The organism is Actinoplanes sp. NPDC049265, assembly GCF_043197135.1.
Taxonomy (GTDB): domain Bacteria; phylum Actinomycetota; class Actinomycetes; order Mycobacteriales; family Micromonosporaceae; genus Actinoplanes.
Window position 1 is genome coordinate 112,569 of record NZ_JBICSP010000014.1, and the last position, 15,945, is coordinate 128,513.

General features: G+C 71.9%; 16 protein-coding genes. 7 read left to right on the forward strand and 9 right to left on the reverse strand.

The window, feature by feature from the left end; translation table 11 throughout:
* Positions 1-19: 19 nt before the first annotated feature.
* Positions 20-1,390: an MFS transporter gene (locus ACGFIO_RS29645; RefSeq protein WP_392830699.1), complete on the forward strand. Its 1,371-nt coding sequence runs from the start codon at positions 20-22 to the stop codon at positions 1,388-1,390.
* Positions 1,391-1,745: 355 nt separating this feature from the next.
* Here ACGFIO_RS29645 and ACGFIO_RS29650 read toward each other — a convergent pair whose 3' ends face one another.
* A complete protein-coding gene (locus ACGFIO_RS29650) occupies positions 1,746-3,509 on the reverse strand; it encodes an alpha/beta hydrolase (RefSeq protein ID WP_392830702.1) in 1,764 nt (587 codons plus the stop codon).
* Between the two features lie 169 nt (positions 3,510-3,678).
* Between ACGFIO_RS29650 and ACGFIO_RS29655 the strand changes: the two genes are divergently transcribed.
* Positions 3,679-4,245, forward strand: coding sequence for an HAD family hydrolase (locus tag ACGFIO_RS29655; protein ID WP_392830705.1), 567 nt, complete (start codon positions 3,679-3,681; stop codon positions 4,243-4,245).
* Positions 4,246-4,291: 46 nt separating this feature from the next.
* Here ACGFIO_RS29655 and ACGFIO_RS29660 read toward each other — a convergent pair whose 3' ends face one another.
* Positions 4,292-4,948: a CDP-alcohol phosphatidyltransferase family protein gene (locus ACGFIO_RS29660; protein WP_392830707.1), complete on the reverse strand. Its 657-nt coding sequence runs from the start codon at positions 4,946-4,948 to the stop codon at positions 4,292-4,294.
* Positions 4,945-5,865 carry a methylenetetrahydrofolate reductase [NAD(P)H] gene (gene metF, locus ACGFIO_RS29665; RefSeq protein ID WP_392830710.1) on the reverse strand — a complete coding sequence of 307 codons (921 nt, stop codon included), beginning with the start codon at positions 5,863-5,865 and terminating at the stop codon, positions 4,945-4,947. The genes ACGFIO_RS29660 and metF overlap by 4 nt, the downstream gene beginning before the upstream one ends.
* A gap of 53 nt (positions 5,866-5,918) precedes the next feature.
* Here metF and ACGFIO_RS29670 point away from each other — a divergent pair, with 53 nt between their 5' ends.
* Positions 5,919-6,974, forward strand: a complete 1,056-nt coding sequence (locus tag ACGFIO_RS29670) for a polyprenyl synthetase family protein (protein WP_392831058.1) — start codon at positions 5,919-5,921, stop codon at positions 6,972-6,974.
* Here the strand turns inward: ACGFIO_RS29670 and ACGFIO_RS29675 are convergent.
* A complete protein-coding gene (locus tag ACGFIO_RS29675) occupies positions 6,955-8,211 on the reverse strand; it encodes a carotenoid oxygenase family protein (RefSeq protein WP_392830713.1) in 1,257 nt (418 codons plus the stop codon). The genes ACGFIO_RS29670 and ACGFIO_RS29675 overlap by 20 nt on opposite strands.
* A gap of 62 nt (positions 8,212-8,273) precedes the next feature.
* Between ACGFIO_RS29675 and ACGFIO_RS29680 the strand changes: the two genes are divergently transcribed.
* Positions 8,274-8,816 (forward strand): PadR family transcriptional regulator, encoded by a 543-nt coding sequence (locus tag ACGFIO_RS29680; RefSeq protein ID WP_392830716.1) that lies wholly within the window; start codon positions 8,274-8,276, stop codon positions 8,814-8,816.
* Here ACGFIO_RS29680 and ACGFIO_RS29685 read toward each other — a convergent pair.
* From ACGFIO_RS29685 to ACGFIO_RS29695, 3 genes are read right to left on the reverse strand one after another with little or no spacing between them, the layout of a single operon-like run.
* On the reverse strand, positions 8,781-9,077 hold the full coding sequence (locus tag ACGFIO_RS29685) for a lycopene cyclase domain-containing protein (protein ID WP_392830719.1): 297 nt from the start codon (positions 9,075-9,077) through the stop codon (positions 8,781-8,783). The genes ACGFIO_RS29680 and ACGFIO_RS29685 overlap by 36 nt on opposite strands.
* A complete protein-coding gene (locus tag ACGFIO_RS29690; RefSeq protein WP_392830722.1) occupies positions 9,074-9,385 on the reverse strand; it encodes a lycopene cyclase domain-containing protein in 312 nt (103 codons plus the stop codon). Before ACGFIO_RS29690 ends, ACGFIO_RS29685 begins: the two co-directional genes overlap by 4 nt.
* Positions 9,386-9,392: 7 nt before the next feature.
* The gene (locus tag ACGFIO_RS29695) at positions 9,393-9,770 is read right to left on the reverse strand and encodes an Rv2175c family DNA-binding protein (RefSeq protein WP_392831060.1); all 378 of its coding nucleotides are present in this window, start codon (positions 9,768-9,770) and stop codon (positions 9,393-9,395) included.
* A gap of 40 nt (positions 9,771-9,810) precedes the next feature.
* Between ACGFIO_RS29695 and ACGFIO_RS29700 the strand changes: the two genes are divergently transcribed.
* The 3 genes from ACGFIO_RS29700 to ACGFIO_RS29710 all read left to right on the forward strand — a co-directional run bounded on the left by ACGFIO_RS29700 (position 9,811) and on the right by ACGFIO_RS29710 (position 13,479).
* Entirely contained in the window at positions 9,811-10,551 is a 741-nt protein-coding gene (locus ACGFIO_RS29700) for a hypothetical protein (protein ID WP_392830724.1), read from the forward strand.
* Positions 10,552-10,681: 130 nt separating this feature from the next.
* Positions 10,682-12,616: a Stk1 family PASTA domain-containing Ser/Thr kinase gene (pknB, locus tag ACGFIO_RS29705; protein WP_392830727.1), complete on the forward strand. Its 1,935-nt coding sequence runs from the start codon at positions 10,682-10,684 to the stop codon at positions 12,614-12,616.
* Positions 12,607-13,479, forward strand: a complete 873-nt coding sequence (locus tag ACGFIO_RS29710) for a deoxyribonuclease IV (protein ID WP_392830729.1) — start codon at positions 12,607-12,609, stop codon at positions 13,477-13,479. Before pknB ends, ACGFIO_RS29710 begins: the two co-directional genes overlap by 10 nt.
* Here the strand turns inward: ACGFIO_RS29710 and ACGFIO_RS29715 are convergent.
* A complete protein-coding gene (locus tag ACGFIO_RS29715; protein WP_392830732.1) occupies positions 13,453-14,490 on the reverse strand; it encodes a threonine aldolase family protein in 1,038 nt (345 codons plus the stop codon). The two genes, ACGFIO_RS29710 and ACGFIO_RS29715, sit on opposite strands and share 27 nt — an antisense overlap.
* Positions 14,483-15,889, reverse strand: coding sequence for a class II 3-deoxy-7-phosphoheptulonate synthase (locus ACGFIO_RS29720; protein ID WP_392830735.1), 1,407 nt, complete (start codon positions 15,887-15,889; stop codon positions 14,483-14,485). The genes ACGFIO_RS29715 and ACGFIO_RS29720 overlap by 8 nt, the downstream gene beginning before the upstream one ends.
* Positions 15,890-15,945 lie beyond the last annotated feature (56 nt).

Sequence of the window (15,945 nt, forward strand, 5' to 3'; positions counted from 1 at the left end):
ATCTGTTACGGTCGGAGCCATGAGTGCTCCGACCGATCACCGCCGCGCCGCCCTGACCGTCCTCTGCGCCATGTCCCTGATGATCGTCCTGGACAGCACCATCGTCGCCGTCGCGCTCCCCGACATCCAGCGCGACCTGGGCTTCTCCGAGGCCGGCGTGGCCTGGGTGGTGAACGGCTACCTCATCTCCTTCGCCGGCCTGCTGCTCCTGGCCGGCCGGCTCGGCGACCTCGTCGGCTCGTGGCGCGTCTTCCTCGCCGGCCTCATCGTCTTCACCGTGGCCAGCGCACTCTGCGGCCTCGCCGGCACCCCGTCCCTCCTGATCGGAGGCCGGTTTCTGCAAGGGGCCGGCGGCGCCCTGGCCAGCGCGGTGGTGATCGGCATGATCGTCCGCCTCTACCCCGGCCCGGCCGAGCAGGCGCGCGCGATGGGCGTCTACAGCTTCGTCCAGGCCGGCGGCGCCGCGGCCGGGTTCGTCCTCGGCGGCATCCTGACCGAGGCGGCCGGGTGGACCTGGATCTTCCTGATCAACGTCCCGATCGGCGTGGTCGTGGCGGTCCTGGCCGTGCGTACCCTGCCCCGCGAACCCGCCCCCGGCCTGGGCCGTGACCTGGACATCCTGGGCGCGGCGCTGATCACCGCCGGGCTCTGCGCCGGCGTCTACGCGATCGTGCGGGCCTCGTGGCCGCCGGCCCTGGTCGCGCTCCTGTTGATCGCCGGTTTCGTCCTGCGGCAGAGCCGGACCGCGGCCCCGCTCGTCCCGCTGCGCCTGCTCGCCCGCCGCTGGCTGCTGCTGGTCAACGCCGCCGTCATCCTGATCTTCGCGACCGGCATGGGTTTCCAGTTCCTCAACGCCCTGTACGTACAGCGCGTGATGGGCTTCGACGCACTGGCGACCGGACTCGCGTTCCTGCCCACACCGATCGTGATCGGCCTGGTGTCACTGTTCGTGGCGCCGCGCCTGACCGCCCGCTTCGGCCCGCGGCCGGTGCTCACGGCCGGACTGTCGCTCCTGCTAGCCGGTCTGTTGTTGCTGGGTCAGACCCCGTCCGGGTACGCGGCCGGCATGCTGCCCGCCCTCATCGTCATGGGCCTGGGCGTCGGAGTCACCGTCCCGTCGATCATCATGCTGGCGATGGCCGGCACGGCGCCCTCCGACACCGGGCTGGTGTCCGGCCTGACCAGCACCGCCCAGCAGGCGGGCGGTGCCCTCGGCCTGGCGGTGCTGGCCGCGACGGCGGCCGCGGTGTCCGGCCCGCACCCCACAGTGGACGCACTGCGGGCCGGTTATGGGGTCGCCTTCCACGTGGACGCGGCCTTCGCGCTGGGCGCGCTCCTGCTGACCGTGTTCGCCCTGCGCCGCCGACCGTCGCTGATCGCCGTACCGTGAACCGCCGAGCCGGGCTGCCATGCCCAGCCCGCCGCCTCACGTGCACTTCAAACGCCGGTCGATCTTCAGCCGCCGCTCGACCTATCGCACCAGGTCAGTCCCGCCCAACGCGGCGTCCACTCGGCTCGGCGCTCACCCACTCAGCGCGGCGCTCACCCACTCAGCGCGGCGCTCACCCCGAGCTCTCCTGTCTCACTCGGCCACGGTGGGCAGGTGGCGGGCCAGGAATTCCTTGTCGACACCGACCCAATCGCGCACCGTCGTCGCCGAAGCCTGCCGGGTGAGTCCCGCGCACCGGCCCTCCCTTGCGAGGTGGTCCCGCGGCCACCCGGACCACGGGACCCACCCCTTCTGATCAGCGCAGGGCGGTGACCGGCGGGAGAAGCTTCGCGTCGCCCGCGGCCGGCGGGGTCAGCTTGGCCACGTCGGCCAGGTCGGCCGGCGCCCGCTCGGTGCGGGTCTGCTTCGCGCCGCGGGCCTTCGCTTCCGGCGCCGGCTGGAACGGCTGCACGTCGCCGACGCAGACCGTGCCCTCGGCCGGCACGGCGCCGGTCAGCAGGTACTGGTCGACGGCGCCGGTGGCGCACTCCGACGTGCCGTACGCGGTATGCCCCCAGCTGTCGTTGGACAGCAGGCGGCTGTTCGGCAGCAGGGCGGCCGACGACACCGCGTCGTTGTAGTTGGTCGCCGGGTCCCAGTAGTTGCCGACGACCAGGACCGGCGCCGAGGTCCGCCTGGTGAAGGGACCGGTGTACGCGTCCTCGTCCTGGACGGTCCAGGTGTCGCGGGCGCACATCGCGTCGCCCCAGCCCCAGGCCCGCCCGAAGTACGGGGCACGCTCGTCGGCGGCCGCGGTCAGCTGCGCCCACCGCGCGGCACCGGCCGGGTGCAGGCCGTCGGTGCAGATGACCGCGGCGTTGGCCTCGGCGTCGTTGTAGTAGGGGAAGTCCCGGCCGGGCCGGCCGCCGTGCCCGGCGAGGCGCTCGGTCAGGGCCTTCGCGGCGGCGTCCCGGCGGTCGGCCGAGGTGCCCGGGTCGGTGAGGGTCAGCAGGTCCTGGGTCATCAGGACGATGATCTCGGAGCCGGACGGGTCGTACAGCATGCCCAGCGCCTGGCCGACGAAGTCGGAGTAGCGGAAGTAGTACTTGCCGGCCTCGTCCTCGAGTTCGAGGGGCTTGGCCCGCAGCCGGTCGGCGACCAGCGCGAAGTCGGCGGCGAACTTCCCGGATTCCGGGCACAGCTCGGCGCCGGCGGCGTCGCACCGCTTGAAGATCTCGGTCAGAGCCTTGTACGCGCCGTCCGCGCTGCGGATCCGGTCGTCCAGCGTCTGGTCCTGGGTCTGCTGGTCGCCGGTCCACTTCGTCGGGTCGATGACGCCGTCGACGGTGAGCGCCCGGAACCGGTCCGGGAACATGTTGGCGTAGTACTGGCCCAGCGCGGTGCCGTAGCTGAAGCCCAGGTAGCTCAGCTTCTCGTCACCGACGGCCCGGCGCAGCACGTCCATGTCCCGGGCGACCTCGGCCGTGGACATGGCCCCGGCCAGCTTCTTGCCGGTGGTCGAGCACGAGCGGCCGAGCTCCTGCGCGGAGGCGATGTAGGCGGCGGTCTCTTCCGGCGTCCACGGGAAGAGCACGTTCATGCCGCTCAGCTTCTCGGTCTGCTCCCGGGTGTTCTTGAAGCACTTGACGTTGTCGCTGTTCGCGATCCCGCGCGGGTCGAAGCCAACGATGTCGAACTTCTGCAGCAGCTCCGGCCCGAGGAAGTACGGCGACGACAGGGCGATCGACGTACCCGAGCCGCCCGGTCCGCCCGGGTTCAGGAACAGGCTGCCGATCTTGTGCTCCTGGTCTCTGGCCTTGACCCGCAGCACGGCGACCTGGGTGGTCGGCCCGTTCGGCCGGTCATAGTCGACGGGCAGGTCGGCGGTGGCGCACTCGGCCCAGTCGTAGCACGGGTACCAGTCGAGCTTCGGGGCCGGCACGCGGTCGACCCGGCGTGCCTCGGCGGCGCTGGTGCGGTCGGCGGCTGGTGCGGCCGCTGCGGTTGCCGGCACGGCGGCCAGCCCGGCGACGACCAGGCCGGCGATCCCTCCCGCGAGGAATCGAAGTGTGGCTCTCATTCAGATGCCCTTCCGAACGGTTGGCCGCCGGCGGGCACCGGCGACCCCGGCAACCGTACGAGACGTTGACAAGTATGGATATTTAGGCACTTGTCAAAGTGGACGCTGATCCGGGACTGACCGGCCGGCCACCACCTCCCGCTGGAATCCGCGCCACGACTTCGAATCGGTGGTCCGCGAGCACCACCCGGGCGTCGACGAGGCTCTGTTCCCGCCGGCGATCGAGGCCGGGCAGCGTTTCCTCGACAGCGGCGACCGGACCGCCGACCGCGCCTCCTACCACCGCGTGATGCTCGGCGTCCTCGGCCTCGAAGCCACGCCCGCCCTGCTCACCGAGCTCGACGCACCGCCGGCGGGCCCGGTCATCGAGCTCTACCCGGACGTGTTGCCCGCGCTGGAACGTCTGCACGCCGCCGGCCTGCGCATGTCGGTCGTCTCGGACAACTGGGCGGCCGGCTTCGCCGAGACGTTCGAGCAGCTGGGCATCGCGCAATTCTTCGCCGGCTACGTGATCTCCGAGCTGATGGGCTGCAACAAACCCGATCCGCGGAGGTACGCGGCCGGCCGCGCCCTGATCGACCTGCCGCCCGGGCAGTGCCTGTTCGTCGACGACGACCCGCACCTGGTGGCCGCGGCGGTGGCGCTGGGCTACCGGGGCGTGGCCCTGACCCGAACCGGCGAGCCGCCGACCGCGGTCGGCAGCATCACCACGCTGGCCGACCTGCGCGTCGCCTGAAGCCGCACGGCCGGCCCGTTGTGGTCCGGCTTTGGCCGGGCGCAGGTCAGCGTAGTTCCCGACGAACCGTGAGGAACAACTGAACAAGCCCGACGAGCTGCAGCGCCAGCCCGGCCGCGACCGCGACCGCGGCGATCGGCAGCGGGAGAACCAGGCTCGACACTCCGGCGATGAGCAGGCCCGGAATCGCGACCGCGATGCGGGTGGGGCGCTCGCCGACCGTGACCATGCCGATGTCGGCCATGCCGCCGGCGGTGGCGCGGGCCCGTACGTATTCGTGCAGCCAGCTCAGCCCGCCGGCCGCGACCACCAGCCCGGCCGGCGCCCCGGCCAGCCACAACGCCAGCAGCCAAGCGGCCTCGCCGATGCGGTCGGCAACCGAGTCGACCACGAAACCGAGGCGGGTGGCCCGGCCGGTGACCACGGCCACCGCGCCGTCGAAGGAGTCGGCGAACGCGGCCGCCGCCACCAGGATGCCGGCCCCGATCCAGCCCGCCGGGCCGGCCAGCGCGGCCACCGGCACCAGCAGGCACAGGAGCAGGCCGCCGGCGGTCACCGCCATCGGGCCCAGACCCAGCCGGGCCAGGAGCACCCCGGCCCGCCAGGCGATCCTGATCCAGCCGCGGATCAGCGGGGAGGCCGTACGCGGGTCGAACCCACCGTGCAGCGACGCCCACGCGACGGCGTAGGCGTCCCAGGTCACGCGACGGCGGCGGGCGCGGGGGCCAGCTGCTGCCAGACCTCACGCGTCGCGGTGGAGCGGTTGAGCGTGATGAAGTGGATGCCGGGCACGCCCTCGTCGAGGAGGCGGGCGCACATCTCGCTGCACAGCTCCACGCCGAGCGCCCGGACGGCGGCCTCGTCGTCGGCGACCCGCTCGAAGCGGGAGAGCAGGTGTGGCGGGAACGGGGCGCCGGACAGCTGGGACGACCGCTCGATCGTGGCCATCCGGGTGACCGGCATCACGCCGGGCACGATGGGTGTGTCACAGCCGGCCGCCGCCACCCGGTCGCGCAGGCGTAGGTACTCGTCGGCGTCGAAGAACATCTGGGTGATCGCGAAGTCGGCGCCGGCCCGGCATTTCTCGATGAAGTGGCGGGTGTCCGATTCCACATCCTCCGAACGCGGATGTTTGTACGGGAAGGCCGCCACGCCGACGCTGAAGTCGCCGGCCTCGCGGAGCAGACGGACGAGCTCCGCGGCGTACGAGATGCCGGAAGGGTGCCGGACCCACTCGCCCTGGGGGTCGCCCGGCGGGTCGCCACGGACCGCCAGCACGTTGCGGATGCCCGCGCCGGCCAGGCGGCCGATCACGTTGCGGAGCTCGGCGATCGAGTGGTTGACCGCGGTCAGGTGGGCCATCGGCAGCAGCGTGGTCTCGGTCGCGACCCGCTCGGTCACCGCGACGGTGGTGTCGCGGGTGGTGCCGCCGGCGCCGTAGGTGATCGAGACGAAGCTGGGCCGCAGCGACTCGAGCTCGCGGATCGCCTGCCACAGCAGCTGCTCGCCGGCCGGGGTCTTGGGCGGGAAGAACTCGAACGAGAAGGTGGGCACGGCGCCCTGGACCAGCTCGCCGATGCTGGGCGAGGCGGGGAGCTTGGACGGCAGACCGAGAGCCACGGTAGGACTCTACCGGGTGCAACGGCTAGGTTGGCGCGGTGACCATCTCCCCCATGGAGTACGCCGGGCTGCGCGATCGCGTCGACAAGGCGCTGACCGGGTTCCTGGCCGACCAGCGGGCCCGGATGACCGGGATCGACCCGGCGCTGGCCGACGTGGCCGACGCGTTGGAGGCGTTCGTGCTCGGCGGGGGCAAGCGGCTGCGGCCGGCGTTCGCGTACTGGGGCTACCGCGGGGCCGGTGGCCTGGACTGCGACCCGGTGGTGAGCGCTGTCGCGTCGCTGGAACTGGTGCAGGCCAGCGCGCTGATCCACGACGATCTGATGGACCGCTCGGACACCCGGCGGGGCGAGCCGGCGATGCACCGGCGGTTCGCCGCCCGGCACACGGCGGCACGCTGGCGCGGCGACGCCGAGCAGTTCGGGGATGCCGCCGCGGTGCTCCTCGGCGATCTGGCGCTGGTCTGGTCGGACGAGATGCTGCACGGCTCCGGTGTCGACCTGGACGATCTGGCCCGGGCCCGGCCGGTCTTCGACGCGATGCGCACCGAGGTCAGCGTGGGTCAATACCTGGACGTGCACACGCAGGCCACCGGCGACACGTCGCTGGAGCGGGCCGGGCTGGTGGCCCGGTTCAAGGCGGCCAAGTACACCGTGGAGCGGCCGCTTCTGCTGGGTGCGGCGCTGGCGGGGGCGCCGGCGGGGCTGAGTGCGGCGCTGTCGGCGTACGGGATGCCGTTGGGTGAGGCCTTTCAGATGCGTGACGACGTGCTCGGTGTGTACGGCGATCCGGGCGTGACGGGCAAGCCGGCCGGCGACGACCTGCGCGAGGGCAAGCGGACCTATCTGGTGGCGGCCGCGTTCGAGGCGGCGTCGGCCGGCGACCGCGCGGCGCTGGAGGCGGGCCTGGGCGCCCCCGGGCTGGACGACGCCGGGGTGGAGCGGCTACGGACGGTCATCCGGGACACCGGGGCGCTGGCCCGCACCGAGCAGCGCATCGACACCCTGACCACCCAGTCGCTGGCCGCCCTGGCCGCCGCCGACGTCGAGCCCGAGGCCCGCCGGGTGTTGCGGGAGCTGGCCGAGGCGGCTACTCGCCGGAAGGTGTGATCGGGTCCGGGATCCAGGTGCCGTGGAAGCCGATCGGCACCCGCCGGGGCAGCTGAACGGTGGCCACCGGGCCGGCTGACAGCGCTGTGGCGTCGTGGACCAGCAGCCGGGACGGCACGCCGGGGTCGGTGTGGGTGGTGATCGAGATGAGCCAGCCGTCGTCCTCGGCGGCGGCTTCCGCTCCGGGTACGAAGACGGCCTCGCCGGCCCGCCAGTCGTCGCCCAGTGGATCGCTGCCCACGGCGCCGGTGGCCGCGTCGTACTTGAGGATCTCGTTCATGCCGACGGCGTAGAGGTAGCGGTTCGGGCGCCCGGTGTAGCCGTCGTGCAGGGTCGGGAACTCGACCGGACGGTCGTCCAGCGGCTGCTCGGCCGCGCGGCCGGTCGCCGGGTCCAGCGTCCACCGGTGCACCACACTGCGGAGCTCGCGGTGCCGGCCGATCACCGGCCACAGCTCCCGGAAGCCGTCGCGGTCGTAGCGGACCGCGTCGAGGACGATCCGGCCCTGGGCGTCCTCGCTGGCGTTGCCGACGTGGAAGACGTACGAGGGCTCGACGTCGAACCACCGCACGGGGCCGCCGCCCTTGGCCATGACACCGATGCGCGCTCCGTAGGTGTCCGACCAGACGTAGGGCATGCCCTTGCCGACCAGCTCGAGGTCGAACACGACCGGGAGGTCGAGCCAGACGATGTGGCCGCGGGTGATGGCGAAGTCGTGCATCATCGTCGGGCCCGGCACCTCGATCGGCAGGCTCTGTACGAGGTTCCCGGCGGCGTCGAGGCGGTGGTAGGTGAGGTAGGGCGGATGGGCCGCGTACCCGAAGAAGTGCAGTTCGCCGGTCTCCACGTCGTCCTTGGGGTGGGCGGTCATGCCGCCGGTGAGCCGCCCGTCGAAGGTGCAGTCGCCGACCGTGTCGAGCTCGAGGTCGATCTCCACCGGCGGCGCCTGCTCCATCAGCGCGTAGAGGTGCCCGGCGTGCCGGCGTAGCGAGGTGTTGCCGGTGCTCGTGTCCGACTTGACCCATCGGTTGCGGTACCACTCGGCCCGGCCGTTGTTCAGGCGTACGCCGTGGATCATGCCGGCGCCGCCGAACCAGTGCCGGGACAGTTCGCCGGGCCGCGGGTTGGGCCCGTTGCGGAAGTAGCGGCCGGTCAGCTCGGGCGGCAGTACGCCGTCGACGGGCAGGTCAACCACGTTGATCTCGTCAGGGACCGGATCCATCACATGGAGGCTCATGAAACGACGCTAACCTGTAAATCTCGACATGTCCATCTCGATATGTCGATAGACTCCGCGACGTGTCACTGCGCTACGCCCTGCTCGGCCTGCTCGCCGAGACCCCACAGACCGGCTACGACCTGACCCAGAAATTCGGGAAGGTGCTCTCCCGGTACGCCTGGAGCGCCAGCCACAGCCAGGTCTATCCGGAACTGCGCAAGATGACCGAGGACGGCCTGGTCACCTTGGTCGGCGAGGGCGCCCGGGGCAGCCGCACGTACGCGGTCACCGCGGAGGGCCGCTCGCGGCTGCGCGCCTGGCTGATGCGGCCGCCCGAGGAAGCGCCGGCCCGCAACGAGTTCGTGCTGCGCCTGTTCCTGCTCACGGCGCTGGAGCCGGCCGAGGCGGCGGCGATGGTCAAACAACTGACCCTGGAGAGCGAACGGGAGATCGAGGTGCTGCGGGCCGCGGTCGCCAAGCCCGAGGCCGAGTCCGGCTGGTACCGGTACGCCGCCGAGTTCGGCATCCGCTGGTACACGATGCAGCGCGACTGGGCCGAGTGGGTGACCGGCGAGGTCGCGAACGAGCTACCCCGAGCGGCGGCCCCGCCAGACCCAGAGTGACAGCGAGAAGAGCACCAGGGCGAAACCGAAGAAGAGATCCTCGATCGGCGCGTACGCCAGCCGCACGCCGATGATCGCCGCCGGGTCGTAGACCACGATGTGCCGGCCGGTCAGGATCCCGTTCGAGAGCAGCTGGAACGTGACGACGATCGGATAGGTGGCCCAGAACACGACCCGGGTGACCAGGCGGGTACGCAGCACGAACAGGTCGACCAGCACCGCGCCGAGCACACCCAGCAGCGCCGCGACGGTGTAGGTCACTTCCTGAGCACCTTGCGGGTCGCCTCGAAGCCGAGGATCGCGCACACCGGCACCACGACGAAGAACAGCACCTCGTCCAGCGGGAGTCCCCCCGGGAAGACCACGCCGGTGGTCTGCCCGGGGTCGAACGTCCAGTGGCCGGCCGCGATCGCCGCCAGGTCCCACAGCACGAAGACGACGACCACGGGCAGGACGGTCAGCAGCAGCCGCCGCCACTGCCTGAGCACGCCCACCCGCAGCACCGGCTCGAGCCACAACGCCGCGCCGAGACACCCCGCGAGCACGAACAGGTACGCGAAGTGCCGCATCCCCGGCTCAGAACCCGAGCGCCTGCGCGCGCCGCTTGACCTCGCGGGCCCGGGGGCCGCCGAGACCGCGGGCGGCGTTGCCGTCCAGATCATCGTCGGGCTCGTACAGCCACCCGAGCGCCTCTTCGTCGTTGTACCCAGCATCGCGGAGCAAGGTCAGCACGCCCGGGAGGTGCTTGAGGACCGTGCTGTTGGCCACCAGCTCCGCGGGAACGACCCGGATGCCGTCGCGTCTGACGGCCAGCAGGTGGCCATCGCGCACCATCTGGTTCACCTTGCTGATGGACAAGTCCAATTTGTCGGCAACATCCGGCAATGGGACCCAGCCGGCTGGACCGGCAGTGGGGGCGGACGACGTGGTCGCTGTCTCACTCACGGCATCCAGCCTGCCACAACCCGCCGAAGAGATTGCGAGCACCGAACCCATGACCCTGTGGCGGAAGACCCGCACCGAGATGGCCGGCGCCTGGCGGTCGCTGCGCTACGACCTCGGCCGGCGCGAAGAACCCGGGCACGAACCCCCGGTCCTGCGCCCGGGCCACCCGGATGTGACCTCGACCGGAATGAGCACCTTCGGGGGTGTGGAGGAGACGGCCTGGCCCGGCTGCACTGCGGGAACGCACCGGCGGCCGCCGCGCCGGCTGGTGGCCGTGACCGCGTTCGGGGCGCTGGCCGTGGCCGGTGCCGCCGGCAGCTACCTCGCTGTGGTCAACGGGCTGGGCGGGCTGCTGGCCGAGGAACCGGCCGCGGCCGAGCCGTACCCGCTGGCCATCGGGGGCGAGCCGGAGCGGGACCAGGTGGCGTCGAACGCCGGGATCGGGCAGGGCCGGGCCGAGCGGCCGGTACCCGCGCCGGCCATGCCCGCGGCGGCGGTGGCTCCGGGCGTACCCGTGCAGAAGATCACTCAGCCCGCACCGCTGGTCACCACCGTGACCAAGACCGTGCCGGTGCCCAACGCACCCGTGCCGACCAGCCCGGCCTGCGACTGCCTGGAGCCGCCGGTGCCGACACCGACCGACGTGCCCAGCAGCACGCCGTCGCCCGACGCCAGCGAGCCGGAGCCGCCCGTGCCGACCGACTCGGCCTCCTCCCCCACGCCCACCGACAGCGCGTCCGGGGAGCCGAGCGCGTCGTCCGAGAGCGGCCGGGCCCACCGCCGGCGCTGAATGTGCCGGGTCCGGCGTACCTCACAAATGCGTCGGACCCGCAGTTCAGGGACGTTGTTGCCGACCCGTTAGGTCTCAGCTGTGGCATCCTGAACCGCCACCAACAGAAAGCCACATACACTTCACGCCGATGGACACCACTGTCGCCGACTCGTTGATCGGCACGACGATTGACGGCCGCTACCGGATCACCGGTCGCGTCGCTCGCGGTGGCATGGCCACGGTCTACACAGCCATCGACGAGCGGCTCGAACGCACCGTCGCCCTGAAGATCATCCACCCCTCGCAGGCGACCAACGTCCATTTCGTGGACCGGTTCACCGATGAGGCCAAGACGATCGCCCGGCTGACCCACCCCAACGTGGTCGCCGTCTACGACCAGGGCCGCCACCAGGGCCTGCCCTACCTCGTCATGGAATACGTGCAGGGCCGCACCCTGCGCGACCTGCTCACCCAGCGCCGCCGGCTCAACCCGGTCGAGGCGCTGGCCATCCTCGAGCAGATGCTCTCCGCGATCGCCGCCGCGCACCGGGCCGGCCTGGTCCACCGCGACGTCAAGCCCGAAAACGTGCTGGTCGCCGAGGCACCCAGCGGCGGCATCGCCAACCTGGTCGACAGCGTGGTCAAGGTGGCCGACTTCGGCCTGGCCCGCGCGGTCGAGGCGAGCAGCAACGACGACTCCGGCCAGCTGATGGCGACAGTGGCCTACGTGGCGCCCGAGCTGGTCGCCCAGGGCCGCGCCGACGCCCGCACCGACGTCTACGCGGCCGGCATCGTGCTCTACGAGATGGTCACCGGGCGGGTCCCGTTCGACGGCGACGACCCGGTGCAGGTGGCCTGGCAGCACGTCGACAACGACGTACCCAAGCCGTCCGACCTGGTCCGCGGGCTTCCCACGGCGATCGACGACCTGGTCGCCCGGGCCACCCGCCGCGACCCCGGCGCCCGGCCCACCGACGCCGGCGCGCTGCTGGCCGAGGTGCAGGTGGTCCGCGACGACCTCGGCGCGGCCAACGTCGAGACCGCGCTGCTGCGCCAGGTCCCGGCCCGGCACACCGCCGACCGGACGACCATGATCCCGGCCGTCGAGCCGTCCGCTCACGACGGCCGCCCGTCCTGGTCCCGGCTGCCCGAGCAGAGTCGCGGCAGCGTCCACCGGTCGGCGCCGGTCCGCCGGGGTTTCTTCGGCCGCGGCGACCGGCGGCGGATCCTGATCCCGGCCGCGATCGTCGTGATGGTGCTGGTCGTGGTCGGCAGCACCTGGTGGGTCGCGCTCGGGCGTTACACCGAGACGCCGGCCTTCACCAACATGACCAAGGCCCAGGCCGAGCAGCTGGCCCGGCAGGACGGGTACGAACTGCTCTACGCCGACGGCCGGTACGACGAGACCGTGGCCAAGGACGTCGTGCTGAGCCAGGACCCGCCGGCCAACGACAAGATCGTCAAGGGCGGCATCATCACGCTGACCCTGTCCAAGGGCGCCGAACGCTACCCGGTGCCCGACGTCACGAGCATGGAACTGGCCGCGGCCAAGGGCCTGCTCGACCAGAACAAACTCAAGATCAAAGAGGGCAAGTCGGTCTACAGCGACGACGTGGCCGAAGGGGTCGTGATCTCCACCGACCCCAAGGCCGGCACCGAGCTGCGCCCCGGCGACACGGTCACCGTGGTCGTGAGCAAGGGCAAGGCGCCGATCACCGTGCCCGACCTGAACGGCAAGAACATCAACGACGCCCGCCAGGAACTGCAGCGGCTCGGGCTCTCCGCGGTCGAGGCGCGCAAGCAGAACGACGCGCCCCGCGACACGGTCATCGGCCAAACCCCCAAGGCCGGCTCCGGGGTGGAGAAAGACACCGAGGTACGGCTGGACGTCAGCGAGGGTCCGCCGTTCGTGGTCATCCCGCGGGTCGTCGACCAGCCATGCGCACAGGGCCAGCAGGCGCTGCAGGCGCTCGGGCTCAAGGTGCGCGTCGACTTCAACCCCAACGGCACGGTACGAGCACAGCAGCCGCCCGAGAACACCCAGGTGGCGCCCGAGTCCGAGGTCGCGATCCAGTGCTTCTGACCTCGCCGATCGGCTCGCACACGTCGACCTCGGGCGGGCTGGCCAAGACCGGTCTTCCGTACGCCGACGCGGCCGGCTCCCAGGCCATCCAGGTGTACGTGTCCAACTCGCGCGGCTGGGCCCTGCCGCCCGGCGACCCGAAGCAGGACACGCTGTTCCGCGACGGCATCGGCGAGCGCGGCGTGCCCGCGTACATTCACGCGTCGCTGCTGGTCAACCTCGGTTCGCCGACCGCCCTGACCCTGGAACGCTCGGTCGACGTGCTGGAACACGCGCTGCGCCGGGGGGCCGCGATCGGGGCGAGCGGGGTGGTCTACCACGCGGGCAGCTCGGTCGACCCGGCCCACGACGCGAAGGCCATGCACCAGCTGCACGAGGCGCTGCTGCCGCTGCTCGACCGGGCCGCGTCCGGCGGCCTGCCAAAACTCCTGGTCGAACCGAGCGCCGGCGGTGGCCGCAGCCTGGCCTCCAAGGTGCACGACCTGGCCCCCTACCTGGACGCGGTGGAACGGCACCCGTGGCTGGGCGTCTGCTTCGACACCTGCCACGCCTGGGCCGCCGGGCACGACCTGGCCACGCCGGGCGGGATGACGGCAACGCTCGACGCGCTGGTCGCGGCGGCCGGGCCGGGGCGCCTGCAGCTGATCCACGCCAACGACTCGAAGGACGACCGCGGCTCGACCCGCGACCGGCACGAGACGATCGGCCAGGGACGGATCGGGGCGGCGGCGTTCGGCGAGCTGCTGGCCCACCCGGCGGTGGCCGGGCTGCCGGTGATCGTCGAGACCCCGACCGAGAAGCACGTGGGGCACGCGGCCGACATCGCGCTGCTCAAGTCACTGCTTCCGGAGCAGCGCTCCTAAGCGTGTCAGCACCTCGACGGCCCGGTCGACGTCGTCGTCGGTCACGTCGAGGTGGGTGATGATCCTGGCCACCCGCGGCAGCATGGCGACGATCTGGACGTTCTGCTCGGCCGCGGCGGCGACCAGGGATGGCGCGTCCCACCGCGTTTCCGTGAGGTCCACCAGGACGATGTTGGTCTCGGGCGTGGCCGCACCGATGCCGGCGGCCAGGCGCTTGGCCCGGGCGTGGTCGTCGGCCAGGCGCTTGACGTGGTGGGTGAGCGCGTACTGACCGGCGGCGGCCAGGATGCCGACCTGACGCATGCCGCCGCCCAGGCGTTTGCGCAGGATCCTCGCCTGGGCGACGCGTTCCCGGCTGCCGACGACCAGAGAGCCGACCGGCGCGCCGAGACCCTTGGACAGGCAGACGGACAGGGTGTCGAAGAGGCGGCCGTACGCGTCGAGCGGTGTTTCCGTGGCGACGTGGGCGTGCCAGATGCGCGCGCCGTCACAGTGCAACGCGACGCCTGATTCTGCCGACAGCTCGCGAAGCCGCCGGAGGTCGGCCAGCGGGACGATCGTACCCCCGGCCAGATTGTGGGTCTGCTCCACCGCGATCGCACGGGTGGGGTTGGACGGATAGCCGGCCGGACGGATCATCGCGGCGATCTCGTCCGGGCGCCAGGCCGCCCCGACCGACCCCCAGGTGCGGGTCGAGACGCCACCGAGGGCGGCCGCCGCACCCAGCTCGTAGCTCAGGACGTGGGCGTCGGCCCCGGCCAGGAGCTCGCCGCCCGGTGCCACGAGCAGTTGCAGGGCGATCTGGTTGGCCATCGTGCCGGACGGGCAGAACAGGGCCGCCTCGTGCCCGAACATGGCCGCCACCTGGGCTTCCAGGGCGTTGACGGTCGGGTCGTCGCCGAACACGTCGTCGCCCACGGGCGCGTCCGCCATCGCCGCGCGCATCCCGGCCGTCGGCCTCGTGACGGTGTCACTGCGGAAGTCGGCCGGCCTGGTCGCGCGGTCAGCCACGCAGCATCTCCGCCACCAGGAAGGCGAGCTCCAGGCTCTGCTGGGTGTTGAGGCGCGGGTCGCAGGCCGTCTCGTACCGGTCGGGCAGGTCGAGGTCCTCGATGCCCTGCGCGCCGCCCAGGCACTCGGTGACGTCCTCGCCGGTCAGCTCGACGTGGATGCCGCCCGGGTGGGTGCCCAGGCCGCGGTGCACCTCGAAGTAGCCCAGCACCTCGTCGACGATCCGGTCGAAGTGCCGGGTCTTGTAGCCGTTGGACGACTCGTGGGTGTTGCCGTGCATCGGGTCGCACTGCCACACGACCTTGGCGCCGGCCGCTGTCACCTTTTCGACGATCGGCGGCAGCGCCTCGCGGACCTTGCCGTTGCCCATCCGGCTGATCAGGGTCAGCTTGCCCGGCACGTTCTCCGGGTTGAGCTTCTCGCACAGCTCGATGGCCTGCTCGGGGGCGGTGCCGGGGCCGAGCTTGACGCCGATCGGGTTGGCGATGCGGCTGATGAAGTCGATGTGGGCGCCGTCGAGCTGGCGGGTGCGCTCGCCGATCCACAGGAAGTGGCCGGACAGCCCGTAGGCGCGGCTGTCGGAGACGCGGGTCAGGGCCCGGTCGTACTCCAGCGCCAGCGCCTCGTGCGAGCAGTAGAGGCTGACCGTACGCAGAGCCTCGTCGTCGGTCATCCCGCAGGCCCGGATGAAGTCCAGCGTCCGGTCGATCTCACGGGCGATCGCCTCGTAGCGTTCACCCGCCGGCGAGGCGCGGACGAAGTCCTTGTTCCAGTCGTGCAGACCGGCCAGATCGGCCAGACCGCCGGCGAGGTACGCCCGGAGCATGTTCATCGCGGCCGCCGAGTTCGCGTACGCCCGGATCATCCGCTGCGGATCGGCCACCCGGGCCTTCTCGTTCGCGTCGAGCGAGTTGATCATGTCGCCGCGGTAGGCCGGCAGCCCCAGCGCGTCGGTGGCGGCCGACCGGGGCTTGGTGTATTGCCCCGCCACTCGGGCCACCTTGACCACCGGCATCGACGCGCCGTAGGTCAGCACGACCGCCATCTGCAGCAGCGTGCGGGCGTTGGCCAGCAGGTGACTCTCGGTGTTGTCGGCGAAGGTCTCGGCGCAGTCGCCGCCCTGCAGCAGGAAGGCGCGGCCCTCGCACACCTCGGCCAGCCGGTGCCGCAGCTGGTCGACCTCGTAGGGCGCCACGATCGACGGCACGTTCTCGAGAACCTGGCAGACCTCGGCGACCTCGGCCATGTCGGGCCACGGCGGCATCTGCACCCGCGGAAGCTCGCGCCACCGGTCCAGGCCCAGGGCCGAGTCCTCCTCCGAGTCGGTGGAGGGACGGGAGGTCTGCAGGGCCTGGTTGCCGAACCCCGGATAGCTGAGCTGATGCCACTCACGGCGCATGTGACAAGCCTAATGAGCCGCGCGGAACGCCCGTTGCCCGGGCCGCCACCGCGCCG